Origin of the sequence: Corynebacterium sp. EPI-003-04-2554_SCH2473622, assembly GCF_001665955.1 — a bacterium.
Classification (GTDB): Bacteria; Actinomycetota; Actinomycetes; order Mycobacteriales; family Mycobacteriaceae; genus Corynebacterium; species Corynebacterium pseudodiphtheriticum.
Genome location: NZ_LZMN01000020.1, coordinates 1 through 11,416 on the forward strand (window position 1 = coordinate 1; position 11,416 = coordinate 11,416).

General features: G+C 58.2%; 8 protein-coding genes. 2 read left to right on the top strand and 6 right to left on the bottom strand.

What is annotated here, in order from left to right; all coding sequences use genetic code 11:
• Positions 1 to 975 (top strand): alpha/beta hydrolase (locus A5774_RS01770; RefSeq protein ID WP_064833140.1); only part of this gene is annotated, 975 nt, incomplete at its 5' end.
• A 6-nt stretch (positions 976 to 981) separates the two neighbouring features.
• Here the strand turns inward: A5774_RS01770 and A5774_RS01775 are convergent.
• The 5 genes from A5774_RS01775 to dnaK all read right to left on the bottom strand — a co-directional run bounded on the left by A5774_RS01775 (position 982) and on the right by dnaK (position 7,023).
• The gene (locus A5774_RS01775; protein ID WP_023018452.1) at positions 982 to 2,496 is read right to left on the bottom strand and encodes an aldehyde dehydrogenase family protein; all 1,515 of its coding nucleotides are present in this window, start codon (positions 2,494 to 2,496) and stop codon (positions 982 to 984) included.
• Between the two features lie 233 nt (positions 2,497 to 2,729).
• Positions 2,730 to 3,191, bottom strand: a complete 462-nt coding sequence (locus A5774_RS01780; RefSeq protein WP_021351978.1) for a heat shock protein transcriptional repressor HspR — start codon at positions 3,189 to 3,191, stop codon at positions 2,730 to 2,732.
• Positions 3,192 to 3,221: 30 nt separating this feature from the next.
• Entirely contained in the window at positions 3,222 to 4,412 is a 1,191-nt protein-coding gene (gene dnaJ, locus A5774_RS01785) for a molecular chaperone DnaJ (RefSeq protein WP_021351977.1), read from the bottom strand.
• 25 nt (positions 4,413 to 4,437) lie between these two features.
• Positions 4,438 to 5,160, bottom strand: coding sequence for a nucleotide exchange factor GrpE (gene grpE / locus A5774_RS01790; protein ID WP_023018453.1), 723 nt, complete (start codon positions 5,158 to 5,160; stop codon positions 4,438 to 4,440).
• On the bottom strand, positions 5,161 to 7,023 hold the full coding sequence (dnaK, locus tag A5774_RS01795) for a molecular chaperone DnaK (RefSeq protein ID WP_023018454.1): 1,863 nt from the start codon (positions 7,021 to 7,023) through the stop codon (positions 5,161 to 5,163).
• A 434-nt stretch (positions 7,024 to 7,457) separates the two neighbouring features.
• Between dnaK and A5774_RS01800 the strand changes: the two genes are divergently transcribed.
• Entirely contained in the window at positions 7,458 to 10,913 is a 3,456-nt protein-coding gene (locus A5774_RS01800) for a bifunctional proline dehydrogenase/L-glutamate gamma-semialdehyde dehydrogenase (protein WP_023018455.1), read from the top strand.
• Between the two features lie 83 nt (positions 10,914 to 10,996).
• Here A5774_RS01800 and A5774_RS01805 read toward each other — a convergent pair.
• Positions 10,997 to 11,416 (bottom strand): IS3 family transposase (locus A5774_RS01805; RefSeq protein ID WP_156519522.1); only part of this gene is annotated, 420 nt, incomplete at its 5' end.

The window sequence follows — 11,416 nt, forward strand, 5'->3', positions numbered from 1 at the left end:
GCCGGGCGCCTGGAACGCATCGCGACCGCAACCATAAATGCGGTTCCTGCCGGCCCGGCGATATCACAGGTGCTGCGGGCCATCCAGCTCATCGGCAAAAGCATCGACGCCGCATGTGCCTTATCTATTGAGGCCGCTTGCTTCGGCTCGCAGCACCTGCCGCATCGTTTAGGAGATTTTTTGCCCTCCGCACTTGGCGGTTCCCGACCTGACGGTGCCGTCGACCTGGACGTTGATGATATTCACACCATCCAAGCCTGCCGTGCGCCCGATCCACTCTTAGCGCAAACCGTAGATCACCCCGATCTGCGCTTGTTGGAAGTATCCGATAAGCACTGGGCAGGCATGGTCGGCCCACCTCCGGAGGAGACCGATAACCTGGTAGTATTCGTTCCCGGCGTGGGCTCGGACGGCAATGAAAGTATCGGTGGACAAATCGAGCGCGCCCGCACCCAAGCAGCGGCGATGGGCGGCACGGGTGTGGTCTACGGCTACGATGCCCCAGATCAACTGCTCAGCGGTACGTCTACAGGCGCAGCAAAAACCGCGGGGCCGCAGTTGCGGGAGTTTCTTGCCGACATCGACCAGCGCTACCCGAACCACCACGTCACGGTCGTCGGCTATTCCTATGGATCGGTGGTGGTCGGCAACGCGGCTGGTGGCCCAGCACCGATGCGTGCCGACGACGTGTTGTTCGTTGGTTCGCCTGGCACGGGTCTGGCCAGCACAGAAGAAATGAACCTGCGGGGTGATAATCCGCAGGTTCATGCTGCCCGGCGCGCACTAGATCCGGTCAGCGGGATGGCTTATTCCAATGGCGGGTTATTTGGGGTGAACCCAGCCGCACCCACCTTTGGTGCCCAGCCCTGGCCGGGGGACGGGATGCGCGATCACAGCGGGTTTTTCAATGATGAAGCCTACCTCGACGGTTTTGCAGAACTCGCGCGCCGCCGGGGCTTGGCAGGCCCAGAGTGACCAGATTTAGAACAGACCGACGGGGTTTTCGGCATAAGAGACCAGCACATTCTTGGTTTCTTGGTAGTGTCCGAGCATCATCAGGTGGTTTTCCCGGCCCAAACCAGACTGCTTATAGCCGCCGAATGCCGAGTGCGCTGGGTAGTTGTGATATTGGTTCACCCACACACGACCGGCTTGGATATCACGTCCGGCACGGTAAGCGATATTGCCGTTGCGCGTCCACACACCACTGCCCAGACCGAAGTCAGTGTCGTTGGAGATCCTGATGGCCTCGTCGTAGTCCTTGAATGTGGCCACGGACAGCACCGGCCCGAAGATTTCTTCGCGGAAAATCTTCATATCGTTGGTGCCTTTGAACACGGTTGGTTCGATATAGAAGCCGCCGCCGATGACCTCGTTGACGTTGCCACCGATCAGGGTTTCTGCGCCTTCTTCTGGTCCGGACTTCAGGTAGGAGACAATCTTGTCCATCTGTTCCTGGGATGCCTGGGCTCCCATCATGGTCTCGGTATCCAACGGGTTACCGATCTTGATCTGCTTGACCCGCTCAAGTGCACGTTCCAGGAAAGCATCGGCAATATCTTCGTGGATCAATGCGCGCGATGGGCAGGTACACACCTCGCCCTGGTTCAGCGCAAACATGGTAAACCCTTCGAGGCATTTGTCCAGGAATTCGTCGTCTTTGTCCATGATGTCCGGGAAGAACACCGACGGCGATTTTCCGCCAAGTTCCAGGGTAACTGGGATGATTTTTTCTGCCGAAGCTTTGTTGATCATCTTGCCGACGGGTGTGGACCCCGTAAACGCGATCTTCGCGATGCGGTCCGACGACGTCAACGCCACACCGGCTTCGTCGCCGAGGCCGTTGACGATGTTGAGCACACCAGGTGGCAGCAGATCCGCGATCTTGTCCACCAAGTACAGGATAGAGACCGGGGTTTGTTCTGCTGGCTTCAATACGATGGCGTTACCGCTGGCCAGGGCCGGGGCCAGTTTCCAGGCTGCCATCAGGATCGGGAAGTTCCACGGAATGATCTGGCCGACGACGCCGAGTGGCTCGTGGAAGTGGTAGGCGACGGTGTCGTCGTCGATTTGTGAAAGGCGGCCTTCTTGGGTGCGGATAGCAGAGGCAAAGTAGCGGAAGTGGTCTACGGCCAGCGGGAGATCCGCCGCCAGGGTTTCGCGTACAGCCTTACCGTTTTCCCAGGTTTCTGCTACCGCGAGTTCTTCCAGGTTGTCCTCAATACGCTGGGCAATCTGTAGCAAAATATTGGAGCGCTCTGCCGCTGAGGTTTTCCCCCAAGCTGGTGCTGCCTTGTGCGCGGCATCCAATGCACGTTCGATGTCTGCTTTGGTACCGCGGCCGAATTCACAGAAAACTTTGCCGTTGACCGGTGAGATATTTTCCAGATATTGGCCTTCTGCGGGCGCTACCCATTCGCCACCGATGAAGTGGTCATAGCGTTTTTTGAAGTCGACGATGGAGCCTTCTTCGCCTGGGTTTGCGTACACGGTCATGAGGGTGACACCTTTCTTCCAGATGGTGCAGCCGTTGCAACTAATGCGCGGTGTATTGCACATTTGCCCCGCACATTATGAATGCGGTCACAACGGCGTGCCGATGTACTACGACATCATAGCGTGATCCGGGGCATAAAGAAAGGTTTTGCAGAATAAAATATCCCCACAGAAACCAGAGGGTGGAAATTCACCAGGTTTCTGCGGGGTTATCAGGGGGCACGTTGGCTGGGCTAATTCCGGCGTCCACGCCCGCGGCGGGACGAGCGCGGCTCCCACATCACCACGGCAGAAGACCGCGGGACGTGTACCAACTCGCCTTTGCTTGCGTTCGCGGGAGCACGGTTTGCTGCGGAGGCAGCGCGCAGCTGTCCGCGCAGTTCTTCGACTTCTGCCGCCAACGCGTCACGCTCTTCGGCGAGCGCATCACGTTGTTCGGTCAGTTCAATGATGGCTTTAATTCCGGCCAAGTTAACGCCATCATCTTGGGATAATTGCTGGATCTTGCGCAGCATCGCGATGTCACGCTGCGAATACCGGCGCCCGCCACCACGGGTGCGCGCGGGTGAGACCAGCCCCATCCGGTCATAGGTGCGCAGAGTTTGCGCGTGCATGCCGGATAATTCAGCAGCCACGGAGATAACGAAGACCTCGCGATATTCTTCACGGAATTCCTCGTGCGAATCGTTCGCCATGGTGTTGTCACCTCCTGTGGTCGCTTGTCGTTATTTATTCGGGTTCCCGGCCCAACCGGCGCGGGCATCGAAACCGGAATCTTTTTCTGCTTGTGCGTAGGTGCGCAAGCTGGATTTTGCGGCGTCATCCAAATTCGTCGGCACCGTGACCTGTACTTTCACGTGCAAATCACCGTGTTTTCCCGAAGATTTCGGTATGCCGCGCCCACGAACCCGCAGGGTGCGGCCGTCAGCAGTACCTGCCGGGATTTTCACCCGAACCGGGGCATCCAGGGTCGGCACCGTGATCGTATCGCCGAGTGCTAGCTCCGCAAAGGACACTGGCACCGTGATCAGCAGGTCATCGCCTTCGCGGGAAAAGACCTTGTCTTCCCGCACGCTCACGGACACAAACAGGTCGCCGGATGGTTTGCCTTGCGGCCCAGCTTCGCCCTGGCCCGCCAAACGCACCTTTTGCCCGTCGACGACACCGGCCGGGATCCGCACGGTAATTGAACGGGTTCGGTTCACGGTTCCGCTTCCCGAGCAGGTCTCACAGGGGTCGGGGATCTTGGAACCAGTGCCGTCGCAGTTCGAGCACGGCTGGGAGAAGCCGAATGCTCCCCGGTTTTCACTGGTGTAACCGGTGCCGTTGCACTGTCCGCAGGTGGCTTGCTTACCGGATTTTGATCCGGAGCCGTGGCAGGTAGTGCACGGCGCGTTGCCCCGCAGCTCTAGCGGGATCGTCGTGCCTTTCGCAGCTTCTCGAAAGTCGAGCGTAATGGAGGTTTCGACGTCGGCGCCCCGCGTCGGCCGAGCTTGGTGCCCACCAGCACCGCCGCGGTTAAAGAGGCCGCCGAAGATGTCACCCAGACCGCCGTCTTCAAATGCTCCTCCAAATCCACCAGCCCCGGGCGCCCCGCCCGAGAAGAAGCCGTCTTGGCTTTGCGACGAGCGGCGAAACCCGCCGGGAAAGCCGGCGCCTCCAAACCTGCCGCCCCCGGCACGCAGCATCGCTTTGAACTCGTCGTATTCCTTGCGCTTCTTCTCGTCGCCAAGCACGTCGTAGGCAGACGCTGCCGCCTTGAACTTGGCGAGTTTCTGCTCGTCGTCCGGGTTGGTATCTGGGTGGTTTTCCCGGGCAATTTTACGGTAGGCGCTACGGATTTCAGCTTTTGAGGCATCGGAGGAAACGCCTAGGTCCCCGTAATAATCCTTATCGGCCCATTCACTCTGGGACATGGTTCGTCCCCTCCTTCCTCATTGTTTACTGATTGTCGTCTGCCTGCGCGGACTCGTCCGCACTAGACTGTGCGCCTTCTGGATCAGCGATGATCACCATGGCGTTGCGCACTAGGCGGTCTCCCACCTTGTAGCCCTTACGCAGAACCGTGCCGACGACTTGTTCGCCACCGCTGGAGAGATCCTGCACAGCCTCGTGGATCTCCGGGTCAAAAGCCTCACCTGGTTCGCCGAAGGTCACCAGGTTCTGGCCCTTCAAGGTTTCGCGGAATTTAGATCCGAACTTCTCCAGTGGGGATCCTTTTTCCAGGTCACCGTGTTGTTTGGCCAGTTCCAGATCATCCAGGATTGGCAGCAGTGCGGACAGTACCGAAGCCTTCGCGGACTCAGAAACGCTCTGGCGCTCCCGGTCGCTACGGCGGCGGTAGTTGGTGTATTCCGCATTCAGCCGCTTGAGGTCATCAGTGCGTTCGTCCAACTCTCGCTGCAGTGCCTGTTCAGGAGTTTCGGCTTCTGCTGCTTCGTCTTCAGCAGTGCTGATTGGCTCTTCGACTTCATCAACCTCTGGTTCCACAGCGACGTCATCGGCCAGACCTTCCGCACCGGCTCCGCCGGATGGCTGCCCAGTTTCTTGCTGGGTTGCCTCGGCGGCATCCGCGGCGGCTTCTGCCTGTGCGGCAGAGGTAGCCTCCGGGTCGGTCGCGTCCGGGGAACCGGGGTTATCCGGCATCTCGTCCCGGTTGCTCATTTACTTGTCACCCTTTGCGTTCTCGTCGGAGTTGTCGGCATCGTCCTCGTCGACAACTTCAGCATCGACGACGTCGTCATTGCCGCCAGCCTGGCCGGCTTCACCATCAGCCTGTGCCTGTGCGGCCTCGGCCTCGTACATAGCCTGGCCCATAGCCTGCGATTCGGTGGACAGCTTCTCGACGGCGGACTTGATGGCCTCGATATCGTCGCCCTTCAGTGCCTCGTCGACGGCATCAGCGGCTTCGGTGACCTTGTTCTTGGTCTCTTCATCGATCTTCTCGCCGTTCTCGTCCAGGAACTTGCGGGTCTGGTAAGCAGTGTTTTCCGCGTTGTTGCGGGTCTCCTGCTCTTCACGACGCTTCTTGTCTTCCTCAGCGTGTGCCTCGGCGTCTTTCACCATCCGATCGATCTCTTCATCGGACAAGCCGGAGCCTTCCTGGATCTTGATGGTGTTTTCCTTGCCTGTGCCCTTGTCCTTCGCGGAAACGGACACGATACCGTTGGCGTCGATGTCGAAGGTGACCTCAACCTGTGGGACACCGCGTGGTGCTGGTGCGATGCCGCCGAGTTCGAAGGATCCCAGCAGCTTGTTGTGCTGCGCCATTTCGCGCTCGCCCTGGAACACCTGGATCTGCACGGAAGGCTGGTTGTCTTCCGCGGTGGTGAAGGTCTCGGACTTCTTGGTTGGGATGGTGGTGTTGCGCTCGATGAGCTTGGTCATCACACCGCCCTTGGTTTCGATACCCAGCGACAGTGGGGTGACGTCCAGTAGCAGAACGTCCTTGACGTCACCGCGCAGGACACCTGCCTGCAGGGCAGCACCGGAAGCAACGACCTCATCTGGGTTGACGCCCTTGTTTGGCTCCTTACCGGTCATTTCCTTAACCAGTTCAGCGACCGCTGGCATACGGGTGGAGCCACCAACCAAAACGACGTGGTTGATGTCGCCGATTCCCAAGTCTGCATCCTTGATGACCTGGTTGAATGGCTTCTTGGTGCGGTCCAGCAGATCCTGGGTGATCTTCTGGAACTCGGTGCGGGTCAGGGTCTCGTCCAAGAACAATGGGTTCTTGTCACCGTCGACGGTGATGTATGGCAGGTTGATCGATGCCTGCTGCGCCGAGGACAACTCGATCTTGGCTTTTTCAGCAGCCTCACGCAGACGCTGCAGGGCCATCTTGTCCTTGGTCAGGTCAATACCGTTGGACTGCTTGAACTTCTCTGCCAACCAGTCGACGATGCGCTGGTCCCAGTCGTCGCCACCCAGGCTGTTGTCACCAGCGGTAGCAACTACCTCAACGACGCCGTCGCCGATTTCCAGCAGGGAGACGTCGAAGGTGCCGCCACCTAGGTCGAATACCAGGATGGTCTGCTCTTCCTTGCCCTTTTCCAGGCCATAAGCCAGTGCAGCGGCAGTAGGCTCGTTGACGATACGCAAGACATTCAGGCCTGCGATCTGGCCGGCTTCTTTGGTGGCCTGACGCTGTGCGTCCTCGAAGTAAGCAGGAACAGTAATAACAGCGTCGGTGACGTCTTCACCCAAGTAGGATTCCGCATCCCGCTTCAGCTTCATCAGGGTGCGAGCCGAGATTTCCTGTGGGGTGTACTTCTTGTCGTCGATTTCGGTAGTCCAGTCAGTACCAATGTGGCGCTTGACCGAACGGATGGTGCGATCAACGTTGGTAACCGCCTGGTTCTTGGCGGACTGACCAACCAGGATCTCGCCGTTCTTTGCGAAAGCGACGATCGATGGGGTGGTGCGAGCACCTTCCGAGTTCGCGATAACCTTCGCTTCTCCGCCTTCCAAGACGGAAACAACGGAGTTCGTGGTTCCGAGGTCAATACCTACTGCGCGTCCCATTACTGAATTCTCCTTAGTGCGAATTGTGCGTTCGAATTACTTGAAATTACTGAACTTGATTGCCAGTGACTCAACTACAAGCGAGACTGTAGCAGACGGTTTTTCGTCATGCCAACTTTCTTGAGTCAACCTCACTCATATTTCATAACTAACCGCACTCAAGGTTTATTCCCGTCAGGAGAAAAGTCGCTAAAACCTGCACCACAAGGACACAAAAACCGCGCCGAAACCCAGAAAAAAGGGTGAAAAATCACACGTTTCTAAAATTCCCATCACAGTCAGAAGTGTGAGTAGAGTAGCCGATAGGTGGCATATCTAAATGCCATATTTTCTGAGCATTAACGCTTCTCAAATACGCACGAGCGCCCGAAGTCAGCCTGATTTCTTGGCGCTTCTGGGGCCGATTGAGACTCAACACCTGAGAAGGATAAATAATGACAGCTAACAAGACTGCTTATACTCCCCCACAAGACAGCCAAGACGTCGAGGCTTGCGTCGACGCTGCAGTAGAGCGCGCGCATGAGTGGCTGAAGGTCACCAAGGGCGAATCCTCGCGTTCCACTGAGCAGCTCGCAGACATGGTGCGTGACCCGGATGGTGTCAGCTTCACCATGGACTTCGTCGACCGCGTCATGCGCCCAGAAGACAATAAGGTAGCCGCAGAAGCACTGGCTGAGCTGGCAGAATCCCCAGAATTCCTGAGCAAGATCGATGCCCTCATGGTCGGCGCCGGCGGCTTTTTCGGCCCAATCCTGCCTAACCTGGTTATGCCAGTCGCTCGTCGCCGCATGCGCCAGATGGTCGGCCACCTGGTGTTGGATGCAGAGTCCGACGCCCTGAACAAGATGCTGGACGACGCAGCTGAGCGCGGCCAGGATCTGAACCTGAACCTGCTGGGCGAAGCCGTACTGGGTGAAGAAGAAGCCAAGTCCCGCTTTGACCGCACCATGGAATTGGTACGCAACCCACGCGTTACCTACGTTTCGGTCAAGGCTTCTTCGCTGTGTGCCCAGCTGAACCACTGGGATCACGATGGTTCCGTGGAGCGATTGAAGGACCGTCTGCGTCCGATGTACCGCGAGGCCATTAGCCGCAAGCCGCAGGTCTTCATCAACCTGGACATGGAGGAATACCACGACCTCCACCTGACCATCCGCTTGTTCAAGGAGCTCCTTTCCGAAGACGAGTTCAAAAACCTGGAGGCTGGCATCGTCGTCCAGGCATATTTGCCGGATGCTTTCGAAGCTTTGCAGGAACTTGCAGAATTCGCAGTTGAGCGCGTGAAAAACGGTGGTGCTCCGATCAAGGTGCGCATCGTCAAAGGCGCCAACCTGTCGCTGGAGCGCGTTGAGTCCGAGGTACACGGCTGGCCACTGGCCCCTTACCTGTCCAAGGCAGAAGTCGATGCCAACTACATCCGTCTGCTGGACTACATCCTGCGTGAGGAATATGCCGACGCCATCCGCATTGGTGTTGCTTCCCACAACCTATTCACCATGGGCTTGGCCGTAGAACTAGCCGAGAAGCGTGGCGTATCCCGCCAGATCGATGCCGAGATGCTGGCTGGCATGTCCCCAGCACAGGCCAAGGCTGTCCACGACGTCGTCGGTCGCCAGATCCTGTACACCCCAGTTGTGCACATGAAAGACTTCGACGTTGCCGTGTCTTACCTGGTGCGTCGTCTGGAAGAAAACGCCGAATCGCAGAACTTCCTCTATGCTCTGTTCGCGCCGGACGAAGCCAGCGACAAGGGCAAAACCCCAATGCAAGATCAGCAGGAACGCTTCCATGCCTCCGTGCGTGATCGTTGGAAGACCTTCGCTGGCCAGCGTCGTCAGCAGGACCGCAACAATGAAACCGGCCGCCAAACCCCGAACACTGGCCGTTTCATCAACGAGCCAGACACCGACCCATCTCTGCGCGCGAACCGCGAATGGGCTTTGGAAGCTTTGGCGTCCAACCCAGGCGAGCACGGCGTCAAGTCCGTCACCGAAACCTCCGAGGTTGATGAGGCCATCAACACCGCAGTGGGTCTTGCCGACGACTGGGCAGCCCTATCCGGCGCTGAGCGCTGCGAGGTCCTGAACTCCGTCGGCGATGAGCTGGCAAAAGCCCGTGGCAAGCTGATTTCCGTAGCTGCGTGGGAAGCTGGCAAGGCCGTCGATCAGACGGACCCAGAAATCTCTGAGGCCATCGACTTCGCTACGTACTACGGCCAGCAGGCTATCGCGCTGGATCGCACCCAGTCGGTATTCACCCCGAACAAGCTGACCGTCATCGTTCCGCCATGGAACTTCCCAATCGCGATCCCAGTCGGCGGTATTACCGCTGCCCTGGCTGCTGGTTCCGCGGTCATCATCAAGCCTGCTCCGCAGGTAGTGCACTGTGCCAAGGTCGCCGTCGACGCCGTGCGCGCCGGCCTGGAAGCCGCTGGCCAGAACCCTGACCTGGTGCAGCTGGTCAACGCCGACGAGGGCGAAGCTGGTAAGCACCTGATCTCGAACGACAAGACGGATGCTGTCGTTTTGACCGGCGCCTCCGATACCGGTGCGCTGTTCCGTTCCTGGAAGCCGGAGATGAACATCTACGCCGAGACTTCCGGTAAGAACGCCATGATCATCACCCCGGCCTGCGACCCAGACTTGGCTGTACAAGATCTCTACAAGTCCGCCTTCGGTCACTCCGGTCAGAAGTGCTCGGCATCCTCGCTGGCGATCTTGGTTGGTTCGTTGAAGGATTCCGACCGCGTTAAGAACCAACTGGTCGACGCCGTCAAGACTCTCAAGCCAGGCTTCGGCACTGACATCTCCGTCACCATGAACGGTCTGGTCGAAGAGCCAACCGAGAAACTCTACCGCGGCCTGACCTACTTGGAGCCTGGTGAGAAGTGGCTGCTGAAACCAGAGAAGCTGAACGAAGAAGGCACCCTGTGGTCGCCTGGTATCCGGGACAACGTGCAGCCAGGTTCCTGGTACCACCAGAACGAGTGCTTCGGTCCAGTCCTGGGCATCATGTACGCCGAGACCTTGGAAGAAGCCATCGAATGGCAGAACTCCACTGGCTATGGCCTGACCGGCGGCATCCACTCGCTGAACGACGACGAAGTCGAGTACTGGATGGAAAACGTCGAGGTTGGTAACGCTTATGTCAACCGCGGCATCACCGGCGCTATCGTGCAGCGTCAGTCCTTCGGTGGTTGGAAGAACTCCGTGCTGGGACCTGGCGCGAAGGCTGGTGGACCAAACTACGTTCGTCAGTTCGGTACCTGGTCCGAGGGCAAGCTGGAACACCACAAGGTGGAAATCTCCCCACGGATCACCCGTCTGCTCAAGGACCTGTCCGAGCGCTTGGACTCCCAGCTGTCTGACGACGACATCAACTGGCTGTGGCGCGCTGCCGAGCTGGATGCCAAGAACTGGCACAACGAGTTCGGCCGCTCCAACGACTACACCGGTCTGGTATCGGAGGCCAATATCTTCCGCTACCGCCCATTCTGGGAGCGCCTGCGCGTGCGCGTCGGCAAAGGTTACAAGCCACGCGAGGTAGCACGCCAGATCCTGGCTTCCGAGATCACCGGCGTGAAGCTGAACATGTCTGCAACCCGCGAGATCGCCGAAGAGCTGCAAGACATGGGCTTCGAATGCCAGGTCGCTAACACCAATGAGTTCGCTGCTGAGCTCGGCGGTGTGCCATCGACCCGCGTGCGTGCTATCGGCGAGGTAGAGCCAGAGGCTTACCGTGCGGCCGTGAAGTCCGAGTCGGTCATCATTGACTGGGAAGTTCTTGCCGACGGCCGTCGCGAGCTGCTTCCTTACCTGCTGGAGCAGGCTGTGTCTGTGACGATGCACCGCTTCGGCATCGTCCGCCCAACCGGCCACATCCAGCGTTAAGTTCACGCGCTAAGTTAGCTGCGTAGACTTCGCAACGCCCCGGTACCCTTGAACTTGCCCCCGAAAGTTGGACTGGTTTAATTCTAGGCGGTTAGAGGCTTTAGGGTCTGGTTCCGGTATTGCACCGGAGTCAGGCCCTTGAGTCGTTTCTGGATGCGTTCATGGTTGTACCAACGAATGTATTCATCAATTGCGTGGTAGAACTCCTCTACACTGGTAAATGATTCACCGTGGTACATCTCTGACTTGAGGTGCCCGAAGAAGTTTTCCATCACCGCATTGTCGTAACAGTTTCCTTTCCTTGACATCGACTGTGTACCACCGATACCCGCGATAAGTGTGCGCCAGCTGGAATGCTGGTACTGGAATCCCTGATCGGTATGCACAACCAATCCTTGATCTGGTGATTCTTGTGCGATGGCATCGCGCAAAGACTGCGAGGTAAACGCCGTATTTGGTGAAGTTGAAACGCTGTACGACACGATCGAGCGATCGCATAAGTC